This window comes from Burkholderia sp. CCA53, assembly GCF_001685525.1.
Taxonomy (GTDB): Bacteria; Pseudomonadota; Gammaproteobacteria; order Burkholderiales; family Burkholderiaceae; genus Burkholderia; species Burkholderia multivorans.
Genome location: NZ_BDDJ01000002.1, coordinates 324,228 through 344,069 on the forward strand (window position 1 = coordinate 324,228; position 19,842 = coordinate 344,069).

At 63.2% G+C, this 19,842-nt stretch carries 16 protein-coding genes; 4 read left to right on the forward strand and 12 right to left on the reverse strand.

From position 1 onward, the window contains the following. Positions 1 to 15: 15 nt before the first annotated feature. Positions 16 to 984, reverse strand: a complete 969-nt coding sequence (locus BCR55_RS17970) for a LysR substrate-binding domain-containing protein (protein ID WP_065495249.1) — start codon at positions 982 to 984, stop codon at positions 16 to 18. A 121-nt stretch (positions 985 to 1,105) separates the two neighbouring features. On the opposite strand from BCR55_RS17970, the gene BCR55_RS17975 reads away from it, so the two are divergent. Beyond that, positions 1,106 to 2,122, forward strand: a complete 1,017-nt coding sequence (locus tag BCR55_RS17975; protein WP_006409883.1) for an ABC transporter substrate-binding protein — start codon at positions 1,106 to 1,108, stop codon at positions 2,120 to 2,122. A gap of 67 nt (positions 2,123 to 2,189) precedes the next feature. Here BCR55_RS17975 and BCR55_RS17980 read toward each other — a convergent pair whose 3' ends face one another. From BCR55_RS17980 to BCR55_RS33275, 4 genes are all read right to left on the reverse strand, one after another. Further along, on the reverse strand, positions 2,190 to 3,335 hold the full coding sequence (locus tag BCR55_RS17980) for a porin (RefSeq protein WP_006403955.1): 1,146 nt from the start codon (positions 3,333 to 3,335) through the stop codon (positions 2,190 to 2,192). 212 nt (positions 3,336 to 3,547) lie between these two features. Further along, on the reverse strand, positions 3,548 to 4,720 hold the full coding sequence (locus BCR55_RS17985; RefSeq protein ID WP_065495251.1) for a lactonase family protein: 1,173 nt from the start codon (positions 4,718 to 4,720) through the stop codon (positions 3,548 to 3,550). A 151-nt stretch (positions 4,721 to 4,871) separates the two neighbouring features. Continuing rightward, positions 4,872 to 5,750 carry a helix-turn-helix domain-containing protein gene (locus tag BCR55_RS17990; protein ID WP_226823151.1) on the reverse strand — a complete coding sequence of 293 codons (879 nt, stop codon included), beginning with the start codon at positions 5,748 to 5,750 and terminating at the stop codon, positions 4,872 to 4,874. Positions 5,751 to 5,766: 16 nt separating this feature from the next. Next, the gene (locus BCR55_RS33275; RefSeq protein WP_176748742.1) at positions 5,767 to 5,961 is read right to left on the reverse strand and encodes a hypothetical protein; all 195 of its coding nucleotides are present in this window, start codon (positions 5,959 to 5,961) and stop codon (positions 5,767 to 5,769) included. A gap of 108 nt (positions 5,962 to 6,069) precedes the next feature. Here BCR55_RS33275 and BCR55_RS17995 point away from each other — a divergent pair, with 108 nt between their 5' ends. Together BCR55_RS17995 and BCR55_RS18000 are read left to right on the forward strand one after the other, a co-directional pair. Beyond that, positions 6,070 to 7,134, forward strand: a complete 1,065-nt coding sequence (locus tag BCR55_RS17995) for a hypothetical protein (RefSeq protein WP_223852653.1) — start codon at positions 6,070 to 6,072, stop codon at positions 7,132 to 7,134. Between the two features lie 48 nt (positions 7,135 to 7,182). Further along, positions 7,183 to 8,220, forward strand: a complete 1,038-nt coding sequence (locus tag BCR55_RS18000) for a porin (protein ID WP_236860423.1) — start codon at positions 7,183 to 7,185, stop codon at positions 8,218 to 8,220. A 403-nt stretch (positions 8,221 to 8,623) separates the two neighbouring features. On the opposite strand, the gene BCR55_RS18005 is transcribed toward BCR55_RS18000, so the two are convergent. The 5 genes from BCR55_RS18005 to BCR55_RS18025 form a co-directional block, all read right to left on the reverse strand. Beyond that, the gene (locus BCR55_RS18005; RefSeq protein WP_065495255.1) at positions 8,624 to 9,844 is read right to left on the reverse strand and encodes an ISL3 family transposase; all 1,221 of its coding nucleotides are present in this window, start codon (positions 9,842 to 9,844) and stop codon (positions 8,624 to 8,626) included. 137 nt (positions 9,845 to 9,981) lie between these two features. Next, positions 9,982 to 11,793 carry a hypothetical protein gene (locus tag BCR55_RS18010; RefSeq protein ID WP_244104605.1) on the reverse strand — a complete coding sequence of 604 codons (1,812 nt, stop codon included), beginning with the start codon at positions 11,791 to 11,793 and terminating at the stop codon, positions 9,982 to 9,984. A gap of 217 nt (positions 11,794 to 12,010) precedes the next feature. Further along, on the reverse strand, positions 12,011 to 12,997 hold the full coding sequence (locus BCR55_RS18015; RefSeq protein ID WP_006399668.1) for a protocatechuate 4,5-dioxygenase subunit beta: 987 nt from the start codon (positions 12,995 to 12,997) through the stop codon (positions 12,011 to 12,013). 90 nt (positions 12,998 to 13,087) lie between these two features. Continuing rightward, the gene (locus BCR55_RS18020; RefSeq protein WP_006403963.1) at positions 13,088 to 14,383 is read right to left on the reverse strand and encodes an MFS transporter; all 1,296 of its coding nucleotides are present in this window, start codon (positions 14,381 to 14,383) and stop codon (positions 13,088 to 13,090) included. 141 nt (positions 14,384 to 14,524) lie between these two features. Then, a complete protein-coding gene (locus tag BCR55_RS18025; protein ID WP_006403964.1) occupies positions 14,525 to 15,499 on the reverse strand; it encodes an ABC transporter substrate-binding protein in 975 nt (324 codons plus the stop codon). Positions 15,500 to 15,796: 297 nt separating this feature from the next. Between BCR55_RS18025 and BCR55_RS18030 the strand changes: the two genes are divergently transcribed. Beyond that, a complete protein-coding gene (locus tag BCR55_RS18030; protein WP_065495257.1) occupies positions 15,797 to 16,822 on the forward strand; it encodes a porin in 1,026 nt (341 codons plus the stop codon). A 582-nt stretch (positions 16,823 to 17,404) separates the two neighbouring features. Here BCR55_RS18030 and BCR55_RS18035 read toward each other — a convergent pair. Continuing rightward, positions 17,405 to 18,274 carry an IclR family transcriptional regulator gene (locus tag BCR55_RS18035; RefSeq protein WP_059842790.1) on the reverse strand — a complete coding sequence of 290 codons (870 nt, stop codon included), beginning with the start codon at positions 18,272 to 18,274 and terminating at the stop codon, positions 17,405 to 17,407. A gap of 95 nt (positions 18,275 to 18,369) precedes the next feature. Further along, the gene (locus BCR55_RS18040) at positions 18,370 to 19,779 is read right to left on the reverse strand and encodes an MFS transporter (protein ID WP_083211831.1); all 1,410 of its coding nucleotides are present in this window, start codon (positions 19,777 to 19,779) and stop codon (positions 18,370 to 18,372) included. Positions 19,780 to 19,842: the final 63 nt, after the last annotated feature.

The window sequence follows — 19,842 nt, forward strand, 5'->3', positions numbered from 1 at the left end:
CGGCGGCCCCCGCGATCATGCAGACTTGAGCGATCGGCGCGCCCGCTGGCTGCGTGCCGCAACGCGCGGTGCGGCCTCTTCGAGACATGCCACCACGAGTTGTGCGCTCGGCGTGAGACCGCGGCTGCGATTCCACAGCACGCCGGACGGGCGCAGCAGCCTCGGCAGGCTCAACGGCAGCGTGTGCAGCGGCTGTGCGGAATCGTTGGCGGGCGTATCGGCCATCACGGCGATGCAGTCGGAGACCTGAAGATGCGCGCGCACCACATGGATCGACAGCGTTTCGATGTAGTTGTTCGCGAGCGCCACCCCATGCGCCTCGAGCACGCGCTCGAGCGGATCACGCAGGATCGAGCCGGGTGGCGGAAGAATCCACGGGTACGGTTCGAGGTCCGACCATTTCACGCTCTTTCTGCGCACGAGCGGATGGTGACAGCCGGTGACGAGCGTCACCGGGTCTTCGAGCAGTTCCTTTTCCACGAAACTGCTGAGCGTATCCAGCGGCGGCAGACGACCCACGACCAGGTCCAGATGGCCTTGCCACAGCTCGGGAAGCAGCCATGACGTCGTCCCCTCCATCACGGCCACGTTGGTGCCCGGCGAGCGTTGCTTCAACAGGCTGAGCGCCTCCGGCAGCAGCACGGAAGCCGACGCCGGCAACATGCCGATGCGCACCTTCCCTTCGGTTCCGGAACTCAGCGCCTTCAGTTCGTCGCGCGTTTGATGGAGGATGGCGACCAGTTCGCGCGCGCGTCGCACCAGGCACTCGCCGTATGGCGTCGGCACGAGACCGTGAGCCGTGCGAGAGAACAGCGTGAGCCCCAGCCCGCGCTCCAGTTCGGCCAGCGACTTCGACACCGCCGGTACCGTCACATGCGTGACTTCTGCTACCTGCGTCAGGTTTCGGTAGGTATCGATCGCCACGACGAGATGCATGTGCCGCGCTTTCAGGTTGACCTGAAGGTACCAGTCGAGCTCTGACACGTTCTCTCCCCCGTTGTGTAGCCTTCACCAGCCGGTTAAGTCAACGGCCATTTTACTCAATTGCCTCCGTGGTCAGCTTTCTGCCACATTACGGTCCGCACCACTCATAGCGGACCGACCGATGACCCAGCCTTTCGCCCGACGACGCTTCCTGCGCAACGCGGGTCTCGTCGGCCTCAGCGTCGCTGCCAGCAGGATAGCCGCACCCTTGCGCGCACGGGCCGCCGACACGCGGATCCGCATCGTCAGCAACCCTGGCCTCGAAAACGCAACCCTTAACGCGTTGATCGATGAAATGGGCTACTTCCGGCGATTCGGCGTGAACGCGTCGATCATGCAGGTACCCGGCGTCGCCGGCCCGTTCAATGCAATTGAAGCCGGTACGGCGGACCTCTGCATGGTCTCGGGCTACGACGGCGTGCTGTCGCGCATCGAACGAGGCGCACCTGTGAAGATCGTCGGAGCGGGAATGCGCAAATGCGCGCTGACGGTATACGCGCGGCCCGGCGAGGTCGAAAGCCTGGCCGGATTGAAGGGCAAAACGGTCGCGGTCGGGCCGGCGCTCGGCCTGCTGCACACGCTGATGCTGCAATTGCTGAAGGAAAAAGGCATCGATGCTTCGCAGGTCCGCTTCGTCGACAAGGGCAGCAACGACCAATGCTATGCGGCGGTCGTGAACGGTGAAGCCGACGCGTGCTGTGCAAGCATTTCGCACCGCAACGACGGCAACGGGCTCACGGCGATTCGGGAAGCCAATCTGTGGGAAGCGCTGCCTCGCTGCATTTTTCAGACGGCTTATGCATCGAATGCCGCCCTGCGCGACAAGCACGAAGCCATGGTGGCGGTCATGGCCGCGTACGGCGCACTCTACGAATTTCTGATGTCCCCTGCGTCGCACGACGCGTTCTTCGACGCACGAAAACGCGCGCAGAAACGATTCGACGGCGCATCGGCACAGGCGATCTGGGATTTCAACCAGACAGACCGACCGTACTCGCGAGACTTGACGCTTACGCCCGACGACATCGGCTATCTGCAGGACATGTTCGTCGGCGTGGGGATCCTCCGGCACAAGCAGCCGTTCGCGGATGTAGCCGACATGTCGGCCGCTGCCGCTGCGGCCAAACTTCCGGTTTGAACAACCGACAACAGGGAACCGCCCGGCGCTGCGCGTTCGGGGCGGTTCACGTTACGCGGCGTTCACGTCAGAACGTATGCCGGATACCGGTGATGACCGACAGCTGCGAACTGCCCGCGGGCGGCGTCGGCACGGCCGTAATGGTCGTCGCCGCGAGCGCGAGATTGCCGTAGTTGTGAATGCGTTCGGCCGTCACATAAACGAGCGTGCGCTTCGACAGCAGGTATTCGCCGCGCAACACCAACACCAGCGCCTTGTTGCGCGAGTGATCGTATTTCAGCTGCGCGACCATGCCGTCCACATGCAGGAAAGGCGTCACCGGCACCGTGCCCGTCACCCAGAGCAAGTTGCTCTTTGGCGTGGCGAGGCCCTCGTCGTCGCGCCTGATCCAGCCCACGCCAACCTTGGCCCTGGAGAGCTTGAAGTAGCCTCCCAGGGAGAAACGGCTATCCGTGAGCTTCGGCGACGTGAGCCCGCCGAAAGTCCCGGACGTGCCGCCATAATTCCGCTCGTACGAAGTCGCCAGCCCCCAGAACCCTCCATCGTATTTGGCCATCACGGAGTATTCGCGGCATTCGTTCGACGGTGTCGTTTGTCCGGGGCAATTGGCAGCGGCGGCCGTGGCGGGATTGCCGTTCACCGCATCGCGACCGAAGCTGTAGTTCACGCCCGTTTCGAACGGGCCGTAAAAAAAGCGGTAGCTGATCGAGTTGTCCGCCCGGGCGTTTGCGATTCCGTTATCGAGCGTGGTCAAGCCTTGAGCGCCCGTGCCGAACGGATTGATGAAGGAAATCGCATAAAAGCGCATCGTGTACTGACGGCCGAAAGTGATGCGACCGAATCTTCCGTCGAGGCCCACGTACGATTGCCGCCCGAACAGCCGTCCGCCCTGCCTCGAGCTTCCGTTGCTCGGCATGAAGCCGCCCTGCAAATCGAAAATGGCCTTGGTACCGCCGCCCAGATCTTCCGTGCCGCGAATGCCGAAGTAGGACGTCGCAGTGCCGTCGCCCATGCGGAAAACGTGGGTAGTGCCGTTTTTGCCTTGCGCCACGTTGTTGACGTACTCGAGGCCCTGGTCGATCAGTCCGTACATCGTCACCGCACTGGTCCCGGCGAATCGGCTGTCGGCCGCGGCTTCGTCTCCGGCATGCGCCAGCGTGGGCGCAATACAGGTCAACGCCGCGCACGCGAATGTTGCGGTCCTGTGTCCCATGATTATTGCTGTCTCCTGAAGGGTCGGGGAACCCGTTTTTTGTTTGTAACGCGATGAAAGTTTTGCCCATGCGCCACGGCGACGCCATTGAGAAATGCGGCGTCCCGGTGGAGCAATTGGTTAACGCGTTAGCAGCCGGGCTCTTTGCCCGTTTTTTTCCCCTGTACGGAGACTGACCTGCGCTCGGAGCGTGCCTGGACGTTGTTACGGACTCATTTGACGAACGCGACGCTGACTGCCGTCGGCACCTCCGCTGTCGCCCCGGTCGCGGCGAGTTTGCCGGAAGCCGGATCGACGCTGAACACGGCAACGTTTCCGCTGTGCTGATTCGCGACGAACAACCAGCGGCCCGACGGATCGAGCGTCATGCCCCAAGGCCGCGCGCCGCCGCTCGCAATACGCTGCAGCTCGCTGAGCTCGCCGGAATCGCGATCGACGCGGTAGACGACGAGCGTGTCCTCTGCCCTGTCCTGTGCGTAGACGAAGCGTCCGTCGCCGCTGATCACGACCTCTGCTCCGCTCTTCGTGCCGCCGAATGAAGCGCTGCCGAGCGGCACCGTCTGCACCGCCGCGAGGCGTCCTTGCGCGGCCTCCCAGCGCAGCACGAAAATTTCGCCGCTCAGTTCGGTGATCAGGTACGCGAACCGACCGTCGGGGCCGAATACGAGATGACGCGGCCCGCTGCCGGCCGGCGCCGAGAACGTACGCGGCGGGTCGGCATCGTCCGGCAGCAGTGCGCGCGTCGCCGCATCGAACCCGTACACGAACACGCGGTCAGCGCCGAGATCGGGAACGAGCACGTACCGGCCGGACGGATCCACGACTGCATTGTGTGCATGCGCGCTGGCCTGCCGGCGCACATTCGGACCGGAGCCCACGTCGCGCACGGTCGACGCGCGCGCGCCAAGACTGCCATCCGGTTCGAGCGTGATGCTCGACACGGTGCCGCTGTCGTAGCTCGCGGCCAGCAACGTCCGCGACCGCATGTCGAGCGAAAGATGGGTCGTCCCGCGCCCTGCCGAATCGACGCGGTTCAGTTCGGTCAACGCCCCTGTTTCCCGGTCCGCGGCGTACGCGGTAACGCTTCCTTCCCGCGACTTGTCGTCGTCGACCGCGTAGATCACCGGTCTTCGCGGGTCGCTCTCCACCCAGGTTGCGTTGATCCCTTTCGCGACCGGGCCGATCGCGGCCAGTGAACCCGTCGACGGGTCGAAGCGCAGCGCGTAAATCCGGGCCTGTTGGGTTCCCACATAAACCAGTTGCGTGCGGCCGCCCGGCGACGCAGCGTGCGCGTACGAGCCGATCGCGAACGCGCCGGCGAACAGCAACGATACCGCCGTCACCGCACGCCCCGTCCAGCGGACCGCAAGAATTCGTCGAATCATCTTTTTCGAGCTCCTCCATCCGGCCGGCAGCCGACCGCGATTCGGTCCGCCAGCACGATGGTTGCAGCCTATCCGCGATGCGCGCGGCCGTCCCGGTACAAAGCGTGGATTCGCCTGGACTTTCGGCATCCGGCTGCCGGCCGCCCGCGACTTATTGCGGCAATGTGCCTTCCGCCTGCTGGCGGGCGCTCACACGAAACTGGCTCGGCGTTTGCCCCACTTCGCGGCGAAAGAAGCGCGTGAAGTACGCGGCATCGGCAAAGCCGAGATCGAACGCGATCTGTTCGACCGACATGTCGCCGAAAATCAGTTTGCGCTTCGCTTCGGTCACGATGCGCGCGCGAATCATCTTCGTCGGGCTTTGCGCGACCGCCGACGCGCATGCGGCGCGCAGCTGGACCGGCGAGATCGCCATCATCGATGCATAGTCCTGCAGCGAGAGGTTCGATTGATAGTGCTGATCGATCAGCTTGCGAAAACGGTCGACAACGCGAAAGTCGTTGCGCGTTTCACCGTCGGCGACCCGCTGATCGAGCTGCGCTTCCCTGACGAGCAACAGCAGCAGCATCGTCAGCAGCGCGCGCGTGCCGGCGATGTGTCCTACCGCATGCGATTCGGCTTCCCGCTTCAGATCGCCGATCAACCGATACAACTCGATGCCGGTTTGCGTAGAACCGGCGAGCGGAATCAGACGGGGCGCCGACCACAGCGTGCAGAATTCGCGCAGCTCCGCGTTGATCTGGCGGAGATACGCGTCGTCGATCGTGACTACCCAGCGGTCCACGTCCACTTCATAGTCCAGACCGTGCACGCACTCCGTCGGCAACAGCAGCGCGCACGGCCCTTCGAATGGCACGCTGCTTCCTTCCAGGTTCATCACGCCGCGCCCGCGCAACACGAAAATCACCTGTCCATACGCCGGGTGCGCATGCGGCTCGGTGCGCCAGCGGCCGCGCTCGGTCACGTGGCCCACGTGCACGAACCAGTTCTCGTCCTCGGGGCGTTCCACATAGAGCCGGACCCTCGGCACCGTGGTCTGCCTTGCGCTACTGCTGTGCTTGTGATGCTGATCTTTCATCGCGCGACTTCGAACGTTCGACCAGAAAACGGCCAATCGTTTCACACATTCCGCGCATGTGCGACCTGATATTTACCCGGACGCGGATACCGGAGAAAAGTGCCAGCGAATCTAACTTTTGTGTAAAGGCATTCAAACCGGCATCGCATACATTGCGGTCCACGGCGACCATCCTGCGCGTCGACATCGTCGAGCGCCGTCACCGTGTTACGAAAAATTCAGAGTCGTGAATCGACCGCTTCCTGCATATCAACGAAATGTGGAAGGAGACATGAAAAAATCCACCGCTATCCGCGCGCGGCTGCTCGGCATCGCCGTGCTCGGCGGTATCGCCGGTCCGGCGCATGCAGCCGAAACACCACCGGGCCTCGACGCAGCGAGCGACGCCGCACGGCTTGCGCAGGCCGAAAGACCAGCGCCAGCCGACCCAGCGGCACAGTCCGCGACGCCCGTCACGCTGTCGCAGGCGAGCACGCTGACTGCACCGCTGTCGCCGCCCGCGCAGGTCAGTGCGCCGACCTCATGGAACGATACGTATATCGGTTACCGCGTCGGCACCAATTTCTACTACCCGGGCGTGCGAACGGCGACAGGCGCACCGGCGAAGGTCACGCAGAACATCGGCTTCCTCACGACGACCGGTGGATTCCGGTACGGCAGTTATGCGTTCAACGTCGACTACCTCGTGTCGAACATGGCCAACCCAGAGGCGGGCCCGACGAATCAGTACGGCTACCCGACGCCCGGGTCCGGCGGTGCGCAGGAAGTCTATAGCGTCGGCCGCGTGTCGCTCAGTGCCAGCAGGATTTTCAACCGGCAGTTTTCGTACGGATTCGTCCGCGACGTCGGAGTGACGCTCGGCTACGAGTTCGGTACGAAGAACGACGCCTACGCGGAACGGGCCCGGATGTTCGTGGCCGGCGCGACCATCGAATTCGCGATTCCGCGCGGCTTCTGGAATATGACGCTTGGCGTGCGCACCGAGAGCAACCACGACGGCATTACGAACGTCGACGTTCACTTCAACCCGGCCGTGCACTTCGAGAGTTCGTGGCTTTATCCGTTCCGTCTCGGCCCGGTCCCGCTGGTGTTCAAAGGCTTCGCGAGCGTGACGGGGCCGAAGGGGAAAGATGGCTTCGGCGTGCGCACGACCACCGAGTTTCTCACGCGCGCTTATCTCATGGCGGACGTCGGATCGTTCGTCGGCCATCCGCGCACGATCTATGCGGGCATCGGCTACGAGTACTGGCACAACATGTACGGCACGCCGGCTTCGGAACAACCGGGGACCACGCAGACATCGGTGCCGATGTTCGTCGCGGAACTTCATTTCTGATTCGCGTGCAACCGCGTGCAGACGCGGTTATCCGCCTCGATGAACAACATGGAACGCACGATGCGCAAACCTCTTGTCGCTTTAGCCGGCGCGATGTCGGCTGCACTGATGCAGCCTGTCCTTGCCCAGTCGTCAGTGACGCTGTATGGCGTCATCGATGACGCGATCGAATACCAGAACGGCGGCAACGGCGCCGTCGCACGGATGACCTCCGGCGGCCTGTTCGCGAGCCGGTACGGGTTCAAAGGCAGCGAAGGCATCGGTGGCGGCTTGCATGTGAACTTTCAGCTCGAGCAGGGATTTTCCGGCGTGTCAGGCGCCGCCGCGAACGGAACCGCGGCTTTCAATCGCCAGGCATGGATCGGACTATCCGGCGGATTCGGCGAACTACGCTTCGGCTTGCAAAACACGCCGCAATACATCTTCCTGAATCCGGAGCTCGATCCCGTTGCGGTGATGAGCATGGGCTCGCCGATGCTCAATTTCAACAGCCTGACGATTCGCGTCAGCAACGCGATCGCGTATTTCACGCCGAACTTTCACGGGCTGACCGCGCAGTTCATGGTGGCGATGCGTGATTCGACGACGAAGCCGACCAACGGTATCCAGTTCTATAACGCGGCTGCGCGCTATGAGAATGGTCCGTTTCGCATTGCCGCCGGATACGAGCAGGCGCAGAACGCGTCAGGAACATCGACGCTGAAGGTGTTCAACGCCGGTGTGTCGTACGGCATCGGCAACGCCCGGCTTTTCGGCGCATACCACACCGAGAAGCAGACGGACAACAGCGTGAAGCGCGACTCGTACGAAGCCTCGGGCTCCTGGCTGTTCGGCCCGGCCGATCAGCTCGTGCTGATGTACGGTTACGTTCATGACCGCACGGGCAACGGCAACAATGCCCAGCAAGTCGGCATGACTTACGAGCATTACCTGTCGAAGCGGACCACGCTGTATGTGTCGGCCGCATTCATCGACAATCGCAACAAGGCCGCGTTCGCGCTGAACGGCACTGCCTATGCAGGCGTGACGGTTGCGCCGGGATCGAATGCACGCGGTGCGATTTTCGGAGTCGTGCACAAGTTCTGAAGCGCTGCCACGTCGCCTGCCGACGATTGCCGGCCGCGTTCTACGTCGATGCCCCGGATCGCGCCGGACACCGAATCGCCGATTGCGACGTTGCTTTCGCCGGGCAGCCCCGGACGCCGCTGCCTGCATCGGCAATTGCGTCCTTGTTACGACAGCGTGACGCGCTTCTCCGACATGACCTTGCGAGCGTAGACCTCATCAAGGTCTTTGCCGCTGGCCGCTCCGTTGGGCACGTCGGGCGGACCGGACCGCCGACCGCCAGAATCGAACGATTGCGGGCGACGTTGACTCCGTAATTGAGTCGAGCCTGACCGCCCATATCGGCACAACGACGCGCAGCAGCGTATTCAAATGCTCTTGTCGCTCGATTTCCGACCAATATGGCAACGCCAATAAAAAAGGTTCATCGAGGATTACCGGGGAACGCGGCGCGAATCTTGAGGAAGAAGTATTCGTCGTCGCGGTACCCGTAAGCTCGACGCTTGATGACCTTGATGGTGTTGTTGATGCCTTCAACGATGCTGGTATTGAGTGGATGGCGGCAGCGAGTCACGATGCCGTGCCAGTAGCCCTGCAGACGCTCGGCGAACTTTTGCAGGGCCGCGATCCCACTTTGCTGAGCCTGCTCGAACCATTGTTCCCAAGCCTTTTGCGCCCAGGCCGGCTTTCGGTAGAACCAGAGCCGCTTGAGCTCGTCACGTAACACGTAGACGCATAACAGCGCCTGATTGGCCGCCAGCAATTCCTTCAGGTGCACGGCCTGATCCGGCTTGAGGTTGTGGCGGTTGCGCAGCAACAGCCCGCGGCTGGACTTCAGAACCTTGCGGGCTGGCTTGTCATGTCGGAGTTGATTGGCCTGATCGACCCGCACCCGATCGATCACTTCGCGGCCGTACTTGGCCACGACGTGGTACAGGTCGAAGACGATTTCCGCCTGCGGACACTGTTCCCTGATTTCGAGTTCATAGGCCGTGGTCATGTCGATCGCGACCGCTTCGATACGCTTGGCCGCGCCTTCGGGAAGCTGTTCGAAGAAGGCCCGGGCCGTCTCACGCGAGCGTCCCGGTCCGATCCAGAGTACTTGCCGGCTGATCGGGTCGACCACCACCGTGGCGTAGCGATGACCTTTATGCAGCGCGAACTCGTCCATCGCCAGATAGCGGATCGTTGACCAATCGGGCTCGCTCACGCGCGCCCGCAGGCGCATCTTGTCGATCGATTTGACCGTGTGCCAGCCCAGATCGTAGAAGGCCGCCACCGCCTGCACGCTGGCCGCTTGCAGCAGTTTCTCGCAAGCCTTGGCGAAGCGCTCCGTCACTCTCTGGTAACGGCCCAGCCACGCCAGCTTCTCCAGGCGCGGGCCGCCGCAGCGTTCGCACCAGACCCGGCGACGAGGCACATGCAACACCACCCGGTATTCGAATAGCGGCAAGTCACGCACCCGACGAACCGTCGTCTCCTGGATCCGCTGGCAGCGTGCCCCACATTGCTCGCAGTACATGATCTTGCCGACCGGCTTTAAATACAGCGACAGCGTACGGCCTTCGCCTTCCGGCCATTCCACACGCTCCAGCCGGTAACCCGTCCAGCAGCCCAGTGCCTCAAGTGCCTTGCGATCGAGCAATTGCCTCTCCTGACGTCCTTAAAGTCAGGCGTCAGGTTACGCAATCGCTCTTAAACCCTCCACGGTTTCCTGCGATGAACCTAAAAAAAGGCACTGCGCGTCGAACCCGCAGTGCCCGAGACCCAGCACGAACCGCTTTAAAGCTTCGGAATATAAAGCGGCATCGAGTCTTCCCACAGCGTATCGGTAATCGCATGCCGGTCGCTACCGTCCGCATTCATCACCCAGTTCTGGCCGTCCGGCTGGAACGTGTCGTCGTACAGCGACAGCTCGTCGCGAAATCCGTACTCGCCCGAGCTGTACGCGATGCGCCCGTCCCATGTCCACGTCGCGTGAGCCTGGTTGGCGCCCGGCGGCGTCAAGCGGCGCACGTCGGTGCCATCCGGCTTGATCGTGTACACGTCGAAGTGAAACTTGTTCGCGTCGTTCGGGTTCACCTCCTTGCGCGTGAACACGATCCTCGTGCCGTCCGGCGACCAGCCGGGGAGATTGTCGGGCTCGGTGGTCAGCACCATCGTCTTACGCGTGTTCAGATCGAGAATTCGCAGGCCCTTGTCGGTCTCGCTCCACACGCGATAGACGATGCGCGTGCCGTCCGGCGAATAGCTCGGGAAGCCCGCGTTCTCCTTGCCGTCGGTCAGGATCTCCGGCTTGCCTTTCATGCTGCCGTCGGCCCTGATGCGCGCGATGCGGCCGGGCATATGGGCTCGCGTGAAGAACCAGCTGCCCACGCCAAACGCAACCCACTGCTTGTCCGGCGACCACGTCGGCTGGAACGCACCCGCGAGACCCATTGCGACCAGCTTGGGATCCAGACCGCTCGTCGCCGGATCGTAGATGTGGCGCGCATGACTGAAGTCGGTATCCGCGACGACGATCGACGAGCCGACCGCCTTCTCCGTGTACACGAGCGATTTTCCGTCGCGCGACAACTGCGGGAACACGTCGACGAAGCGATAGTTCCATTGCGGATCGAAGCGATATAGCGGCATACCGTTCGGGTGGAACGGTTTGCTGTACACGACTTTCTCGTAGACAACCTTCTTGCCGTCCGCCGAATAACGCGGCGAGCGAATACCGCTGCCCGCCGTCGCACGGGACTGCCCGGCGGTCGTATACAACCCTTCGGCTGCGCCGTTCTTGACCTGATATGCGACGTCGGTCGCGCCAACATATTGCGGGAACACCTTGAATCCCGGCGTATCGGTCAGCTGCTTGCGCACGCCGGTCGCGACGTCCACCTGCATGATCTGCGAGCTCACCTTGCCAATCGCTTCCGGGCGGTGCGCACCCCAGGTCGATTCCACCGGGGTTTCATAAAACACGATCTGCTTGCCGTCGTTCGACCACGACGGCGATCCGTCGGCGTAGCCCGCACGCGCCGCGATCTGTCGGAATCCCGTACCGTCCGGACGAATCTCATAGATGGCCGTTTCCTGCGTGCGCTCCCAGCCAACCGGCAAGTTGTGACCGCGCCACTCGGTGCCGAGATCGGAAGAAAACGCGATCCATTTGCCGTCCGGCGACCACGACGGCCGGAAGAAGCTATGCGGCTTGTCCGGATCGAAGCGGATGTCGCCCGTCACGTTGTGCAAGGCGCCAGTCTTCAGGTTAAGCGTCCAGATGTTGGTCGTGCCCCAGGTGTCGTTATCGCGACGCGACGATACAAATGCAATCACGTCCGGATCGGCCGGGTCGTAGACGGCCGCATCGCTCACACCGGTCCAGTCCGTCAAACGCTGCAGGCCGGTCCCGTCTATCCGCACGCGATACAGGCTTGCATGACCAAGACCGTCGCGCTCCGACGTGAACACGACCCATTTGCCGTCCGGCGAAAACGAGCCGTGGTAGTCGAAGCCGCCGGACGCGATCAACCGGTGTTCGTCGCTGCCATCGGCATTCGCGATGTACAGTTCCGACGTCGTGGGGCCGATGCGGTAAAGCAACAAGTCCCCTTTCGAACCGTCGGTCGCTGCTCCGGCTGCCGAAACGAACGCAGCGGCCACGGCAAACGCTGCAAACGACAGCGGTTTTCGTTTTATCTGAAGCGAAGAACACACAGTAACCGTCTCCATTTTGTAGTGAGGATCACATCGGTCTGCATCGTCCGGCAACGTGCGAGTGCCGGCAAACGACGTTTCTCTCGTCGACATGAATGCCGGCGGCTCAGTCGGCTGCGCGCCAGTACATGAAGCCCATTCCCTCGCCGGTGCCGGCCGGTGTACGCCAGCACGGAACGTAGTCGACCAGCGTCATCGGGGCGCCGGTCTTTTCCATCGCTTTCATCACGCTCGCATAGAGCTTGATTTCGGACGTGCCGGACTGATACGCACGGTTGTCGATCGCCGCAAGGCCGTCGTAGTCGTAGTCGGCGAGCATTTTCAGGATTCGATGGTCGAACTCCTCGTCGTTCACGAAATGCGACAGGCCGCCGGACGCGAAAATGCCGATCCGCACGTCCTCCGGCCACGCGTTCAGCGCGTCGCGCAGCACGTCGCCGAATGCAATACAGCGCGACATCGACGGTTGGGTCGGCGGATAGAAGCAATTCATCAGCACCGGTACGTGAGGCGGCGGATCGTCGCTCATGATCTGGTGGTACACGAAGCTGTATGCGTGCGGTACCACGGGATAGTCGGGCAACGGCTTCATCCATACATTGTCGGGCCATGCGAACAGGTCGGTGAGGTCGAAGCCCTCGCGCTGAAACCGTTCGATGAGCCAGGCGGCGAGTTGCGGATGACAGCGGTGTGTGACGTGCCGATCCGGCGCATAGACCGCACGCTGGGGCGGCCCGTTATGCACTTCAGCGCCGCTGTAGATCGCAATCGACGGCGACTGATGCGTGAAGATTTCCTTCTGGTCCTTGCCGAGGATGATCGCGACGTCGATGCGTGCGTCGCGATACGCAGCGGCCATCGCGTCGAGCGCCGCCCGGCAGCGCGCCGCACGCGCGCGGCGCTCCTCGAGCGTCAGATACGGCTCGAAAGCGGCACCGCGATGCGCTTCGAGTTCGGGATAGGTCCATGTCCGGTTACGGAACCACAATTCAGGGTTCGCGCGGTCGCGTTCGCCGTTCTTGAGCCAATCCTCCGGCGCCTGCCCCAGCATGCCGCTATGGGGCACCGCCATCCCGAATACGATTTTCGCCATGTATGAAATATCCAGTCCAATACCGCGGGATCACCCGCCGTTACGTTTATCCGAAAGGAAATCCGGAAAAATTCCTGTGGTCGGCGACGGTTACGCCTCGCGCAACGGGCGCGGCGCCATGCTGACCTTCGGCGCCCATTCAGGGCGAAACAGCGTCAGCGTCGCCACTGCGCCGATCAGCAAGAACACGAGGATCACCATCATCGGCAGGTCGTAGCTGTTGCTGACGTGCAGAAGCCACCCGGACAGACTCGCCGCGACGCCGCCGGCAAGGCTCGTCGCGACCTGCTGCACGCCGGTCACGAGTCCGATCGCTTCGCGCGGAATCAGCGTGAGCCGCGACAGCACGAGATTGTTTGCAGTCGTGAAGCCGAGCAACGACAGCGACAGCACGTTCCAGAACAGCGCCATGTCGAGCGAATGCGCGTACGCGCCGAGCAGTACGGTGCTGCCGCCGCAGAAGCCGGCGATCGTGAAGCTCTTGCGTACGACGAGCGGGTTGCCGCCGCGCGCGATTACGAGATCCGCGGCCCACCCGGCCAGCGCGGCGACGACCGCGATGCCGACGAAGCTGAAGAACGTGTAGAGCCCCGACTGCGCAAGCGACAGTCCGCGCTGCTCGACGAGGTACGCGGGCATCCACGTCATGGAATAGAACGTAAAGTAGCCGTAGCAGAAGTTCGTGATCATGCCGCCCCACACGACCGGACTTGCAAGAACGCTGCCGAGCGATACCGAGCGCGCCGTACGGCGGGCGTGCCTCAGCGACTCGCGGCTCGGCAGGTCGTTTCGCACGAGCAGCAACCACGGCGCGAGCCACAGCAATCCCAGCAACCCTGTCGCGACGAACATCGCCTTCCACGACCACGCGACGATCACCCACGCGGCTACCGGCGCGCCGATCGCCGGCCCGAGCTTATTGCCCATCGCAAGCAGCCCGACCGCGAGCCCGTTGCGGCGTTCGTCAAAGTTATTGCGAATCCAGCGGTAGCTCGCCGGAATCACGATCGCTTCGGCCACACCGATCACGAGCCGCATGACGACAAGGCCTGCGAGCGTCGACACGGCACCCGTGAGCGCAGTCGCGATGCACCACAGCGCAAAGCAGATTGCATACGGCCACTTCACGCCGTAGCGGTCGGCTACCCAGCCCATCGGTACCTGGAACAGGCCGTAGGACCAGAAGAACGCTGCATTGATCCACCCGCGATCGATACTCGTCAGCGAAAATCGCGTCACGAAACTCGCATCTGCCAATGCGCTCGAAATGCTGCTGCGATCGACGAACGAAATCAGTACGCCGAGTGCAAGGAGCCCGAGGATGAACCAATGGTTCGAACCGCTGCGGTGCCCTGGTTTTGCTGTCTCCATCTGCCTTGTCTTCATGGTTCGCCCTGCATTGCTACGCGTCCGGCGAGATGAGCAATGCGCGCGCCGGACCACTTGCCAACGTTCCGGCTCGAATCTGCGCCGGGTGCGGCTGCCTTGCCGTCTTACCGAAGAGACCATGCCGGTCTCCGGGGTGCGTTACGCTTGCGGGTCGACGAACAGCTCGTCAATCGACATGCGCCGCGGCGTCAGCCCCTGCTTGAACGCCGTCGCTTCGAGCGCCTCGATAGTCTTGACGTTTTCGTGCAGCCCGTACGGCAGCGGGTCGTGCCCGACGATCTCGCGCATACGCAGGTACTTGTTGTCGCTCGGACCGGCGACTTCGCCCGCATCGAGACGCGCAAGCCATTCCTTTTTTGCCTGAGCGAACGCGTCATATAGCGACTTTGCAATCCACGGGTGCTCGCCGAGTACGGAGTCCTTCACGACGATCGTGCCGTGCATCGGATAGATGCCGGTGCACGCGTAGTAGTCCGCCTCCAGTTCACGTGCGTTCGGGAACAGCTCCGGGTAATCCGCCTCCACCTCCTTCCAGCCGCCGGTCGGATTGCCGGTGCGGCCGATGCCCGCCGCCGCGGCAAAGCCGGCCGCGAGCTCGCCGCTCGCCATCATGTCGGCGAGCGACGTACCGTTTGCCGCGTGGACGACGTTCGGCGGCAGCTTCAACTGCGTCACATGCTCCTCGTCGTCGACGACCCACGTGACCTTCGACACGTCGACGCCGTATTCGTCGATCAGGACCTGCCGGGTCCATACGCCGGTCGTCACCGAGTACGCCCGCACGCCCACTTTCTTGCCTTCCAGGTCCTTCGGCGTGCGGACATTCGCGTCCGGGCGCACGAGCAGCCCGCCATGATGGAACGTACGCGTGACGAAAACCGGCAACGCGACGAACGGCGCTCCGAACGCGCGCGCAATGAGGTAAGTAGTTGGCGCGAGCTCGCACACGTCGAATTCGACGTCGCGCACCATCCGTCGGAATGCGCCGATCTGCGGTTTGACCGTCACGAATTCGGCCTGCACGCCTTCGATCGGAATCGAGCCGTTACGGATCGCCGCCGTATGCGGATATTCCGCGATTGCAATCTTGAGAGGGACTTTCCTGATCAACATCGTCTCCGCATGGTGGACCGTCGCCGTTGGCTGAAGCGGAAATGCCAGCGCCGGCGATCGGCTTGCAGACAGAACGATAGGCACAGGGCAAGGCGCCGTCCCTACAAAAATTGCAGATTCGCTGGCACTTTTCGCGAGCGCGGTAACGCACCCCGAAAAAAAGTACCAGCGAAAGCATCGTTTCTACAGAGACTTGGATCGTGCGAGGTTTCTATCATCCGCCGTACACAACAACGAACGCTCGCATTGCCCGGTTCGCGAAGCGCAGCCAGGCCGAAAAAAAACAGACGGAGACAAATGAAAAGGACTTCTCTCGCAGCAGTCGTCATGCTGTCGGCGTGCGCGTATCAGGCCGCTCACGCGCAGTCGTCGGTCACGCTCTATGGCGTCGTCGATAACGGCATCGAATATCAGAGCGGTGGTGCGGGACACGTTGTCCGCGCATCGTCGGGCGGGCTCTTCGCGACCGTCTACGGGTTCGTTGGACACGAAGACCTCGGCGGCGGGCTCCGGGTGAACTTTCAGCTGGAGCAAGGTTTTTCGGCGGTCAACGGCGCACCGCAGAATTCGGCGGATGCCTTCAATCGCCTCGCATGGGTCGGCATGTCCGGGCGCTTCGGCGAATTGAGGGTCGGCCGGCAGAAGAAGCCGCAATATCAGTATCTCGACGGCGAAATCGATCCGCTGGCTGCGAAGTCGATCGCGTCGCCGCTGAACGACTTCGACGACGTGTCGGTGCGCGCGAGCAATGCGATCACGTGGTTCACGCCGGCGTGGCACGGACTCACTGCGCAGTTTCTCGTGGCGATGCGCGACTCGACGACTACGCCGTCGAACGGCCTGCAGTCGTACAACGTGGTTGTCAAATACGTCAACGGTCCGTGGCACATCGCGGCCGGCTACGACCGGCAGGACAACGCAGCCGGAACATCGGTGCAGAACGTGTTCACGGCGGCCACGTCGCTGAAGGTCGCCGCCGCGCGCTTCTACCTCGTCTATCACACCGAAACGCAAACCGACCACAGCCAGAACGAGGCGACCTGGTCGGCGTCGGTCTCGTGGCAAATCAACCCGACCAACGAGGTCGCCGCGCTGTATGGCTATCTGCACGATCGCACCGGCAACGGCAACAACGCACAGCAATTCGGCCTCGCATACGAGTATCTGCTGTCGAAATCGTCGATTCTCTATGTCGCCGCGGGGCTAATCGACAATCGCAGACGGGCTGCGTATGGACTGAACGGCACGGAGTACTCAGGCGTCGACGTCACGCCGGGCGCGACCGCGCGCGGCGTCATCGTCGGGCTCACGCACAAGTTCTGATCGGTCGCCGATTGCTCGCGCTGGCCACAAACCCACATGCTACTCACACTTCGTGAGGGAGCCCGGCGGGACGTCAAGGATCGTCGCGCGCAGGCCGTTACGCATAAACCGCTTTTAAATCAGCGATCTGGATGACGCCGGCGGAAGAAGTGAGAACGGGCCGAAGCCCTTATGGCGGAAGGCAGCCGACTGCAAGTATCGCTCGCGGAGATCCGCCGGGTGAGACTCCCGCAGTTGCAGATAGCCGCCTACCCACAATCCTGCCCATGTTTGGCGCCCCGCGTTCTGGTATCGACGGCAACGCCCTAACCGCAAAAGGATGCGAGCAGTTTCCGGCCAAAATGTCACCTAACAGCGCCCTTACGGACTGGGTTGCGTCCGGACGCTCGCGGCGAGCCACCACGATGCTGGCATGCGTGCCATACGCGGATTCAGATGTCGCAGCGCCTCAGCCGAAGTCATGACGGGGCCCGATCCACAGCTCCGTAAACAGAGCGACCACAGCCCCCGGATGACCAGCGGCACGTCGGTCGTGTCGCCCTCGTTACGAAAAGGAGCGTTTCGACACCGCCGTTCATCTCATCAATCCTTCGCCCCTCGCTTGCGCGTCGACGTTCTCGGCCTACTCACCGGGTCCGCTGCCAACTTCGCGGGCACGCCGGCAGCACCCGCCCGTTTGAACAGTGGAGAACCCAGCGTGGCTGCACTCATGTCCGACGCCGCCTGAAGCAGCAACGGCGCAAGTTCCTTGAGCCGTGACTCCGGCAGGCGGCTCGTCGGGCCGGCCAGGCTGACGATCCCGACCACCTCGTTCGTGACCGGATTGCGTACTGCGGCAGCGATCGACGTCATGCCGATCTCGTAGGTCTCGATCGCGACTCCGTAGCCGCGCTCACGCGCGCCCTTCAGATCTTTCAAGAACTGCTGGATCGTCTTCGGCGCGCGCGGCACATTCTGCGCCTTTGCACCAAGCCCGCCCTGCTTCGACACCAGCTCGAGCGCACGTTCGTCCGGCAGCGTGGCAAGCCAGGCCTGCCCGCTTGCGGTGCAATGCAGCGGCGGCTGGCTGCCCATGTCGGGGTCGTAGCGCAGCCCCGACTTCGCGCCCTGTGCCTTGCCGACGAAGGTGATGTGATCGTCTTCGACCACACCGAGCCGCGCCAGTTCGCCGGACGCCTCGGCCAATCGGTCGAGCACCGGCTGCGAAATGTCGAACACCCCACTCGTCGACAGGTAGATCAGCGCAAGCGATACCAGCTTCAGCGCAAGCATGTACTCACCATGCTCCCTATCCTGCCGCACGAAGCCTTCGTCGATCAGCATCGACAGCAGTCGATGCGTACCGCTGCGCGGAATATTGAGCGTATCGGCAATGGTGGCCAGCGACATGCGGCCGCCGTTCTTTGCCAGCAATTCCAGCACTGCGAGCGCACGCTCGAGATTTCCTGCCATAGCGCCTTCTCATTCGTATCGTGATGGCAAATGAGAACACAATTCCATACTGGAACTCAAGCAGATCCTCGAGCGAACGCTCCCGCGACGCGCGCTCAGTGGCCCGCGCTCACGCTGACGGGCACGAAGGTGCCGCGATGACGCGCGCCCTTGAGCAGCACAGCGGCGCCGCCCACCGCCGCCGGCACCGCGAGCGCCGCGAACACCTGCCCGAAGCCCCAGTTCGCGTGCAGCATCGCCGCACCCAGCATCGCGCCCGCAATGCCGCCGAAGCGGCCGACGCCGAGCATCCAACTCGTGCCGGTCGCGCGCATCTCGGTCGGGTAGGAGCCGGCCGCGAGCGCGCAAAAGCCGGTATTCGAGCCGTTCATGCAATAGCCGATGCCGAGCGCCAGCACGCAGATGACCGCGAACGAATGGGCCGACGCGCCCATGTACCATGCGAGCGCGCCACCCGCCAGCACGGTCGCGCCGAGCGCGCGGTGCGGATTGAAGCGATCCATCTGCCAGCCGATCAGCACCGAGCCGACCGTGCCTCCGGCCTGGAACAGCGCGCCGACGGCAGCCGCCTCGCCCAGCGAAAACCCGAGCCCGCGAATCAGCGTCGGCAGCCAGTTGCCGAGCAGGTAGACGGTAAGCAGGCCCGCGAAATAGCAGATCCACAGCATCACCGTGCCGAACGCATGCTCGCGCGACAGGATCGCCCGCACCGGGCTGCGCGCGTCGCGCGCCGGTTCGTGCGACACGAAACGCGTGCGCTCATCGGCGATGCCGGGCTGCACGCGGTTCAGCACGCCGACCAGACGCACGCGCCGGCTCTCCTTCAGCGCAAGATAGCGTGCGGATTCGGGCAGCCATCTCGCGAGCACCGGCACGTAGGCGACCGGCAGCACGCCACCGAGCAGCAGCACCGAATGCCAGCCCCACGTCTCGATCAGCCATGCGCTCACGAAGCCGCCGCCCGCGGCGCCGAACGTGAAGCCGCAGAACACCGCCGTCACCATCAGTGCCCGGCGCCGCGGCGGCGCATATTCGGCCATCAGCGTGGCCGCGTTCGGCATCGACGCGCCCAGGCCGATGCCGGTCAGGAAGCGCAGCACCGTCAGCGACGCGACGCCGGTCGCAAAGGCGGACGCCACGCTCCATATCCCGAAGAACAGCACCGCGCCGACCATCACCGTCTTGCGTCCGAAGCGGTCGGACATCGGGCCGGCGGTGAGCGCACCGAACGCGAGGCCGAGCAGGCCGCCGCTCATCACGGGGCCGAGCGCGTCGCGCGGAATCGCCCATGCGCTTGAAATCGACGGCGCGATAAAGCCGATCATCACCGTGTCGAGCCCGTCCAGCATCACGATCAGCATGCATAACAGCAGAACCAGCCACTGGAAGCGGCCGACCGGTTGCGCGTCGAGGAAGTACTGGACGTCGAGCGGCTCGATCCGATCCGTTTCGCGATACTGATTAATATGAGGTCGTGGCCGAGCGGCCGCTTGCGAGGAAGTCATCGAATGTCTCCGGAGTATCGTTGTTGTCGTCGCGTCGAATGCCCGGGCCACACGCGGGCGTTA